Origin of the sequence: Vogesella mureinivorans (assembly GCF_007644035.1) — a bacterium.
Classification (GTDB): Bacteria; Pseudomonadota; Gammaproteobacteria; order Burkholderiales; family Chromobacteriaceae; genus Vogesella; species Vogesella mureinivorans.
Window position 1 is genome coordinate 1 of record NZ_VMTV02000159.1, and the last position, 319, is coordinate 319.

1 protein-coding gene is annotated in these 319 nt (G+C 72.7%); it reads right to left on the minus strand.

Features of this window, described 5'->3' with window-relative positions; translation table 11 throughout:
* Positions 1–306: hypothetical protein (locus tag FLQ44_RS05055; protein ID WP_206208673.1), on the minus strand; the 306-nt coding region annotated here is incomplete at its 3' end.
* Positions 307–319: the final 13 nt, after the last annotated feature.

Consider the following 319-nt stretch of genomic DNA (forward strand, 5'->3'; position numbering starts at 1 on the left):
GATGTCGGACAGCGCGCCTTCGACGGCGTCGCGGATGCGGCGCGCGCGCTCGCCGCGGCTGGGGTCGATCGCGGCGGCGGGAATGATGCCGGCCTCGGCTACGCTGGCGTGCGCGGGCGTGGACTGCGCGCGCTGGCGCAGCTCGCGCAGATGGGTCGGGTCCACCGTGAGCTCGCCGGTGAAGGAGCCGCCCAGCGTCTTGTAGGCGGCGATGAGGGTGCGCAGGCGTTCGTTGATCTGGCGGTTGGCCGCCTGCTGGCGCTGCTGGATGGTGAGCATCACCAGCAGGCGCAGGCCGACGCCCATGAGCGTGATCAGG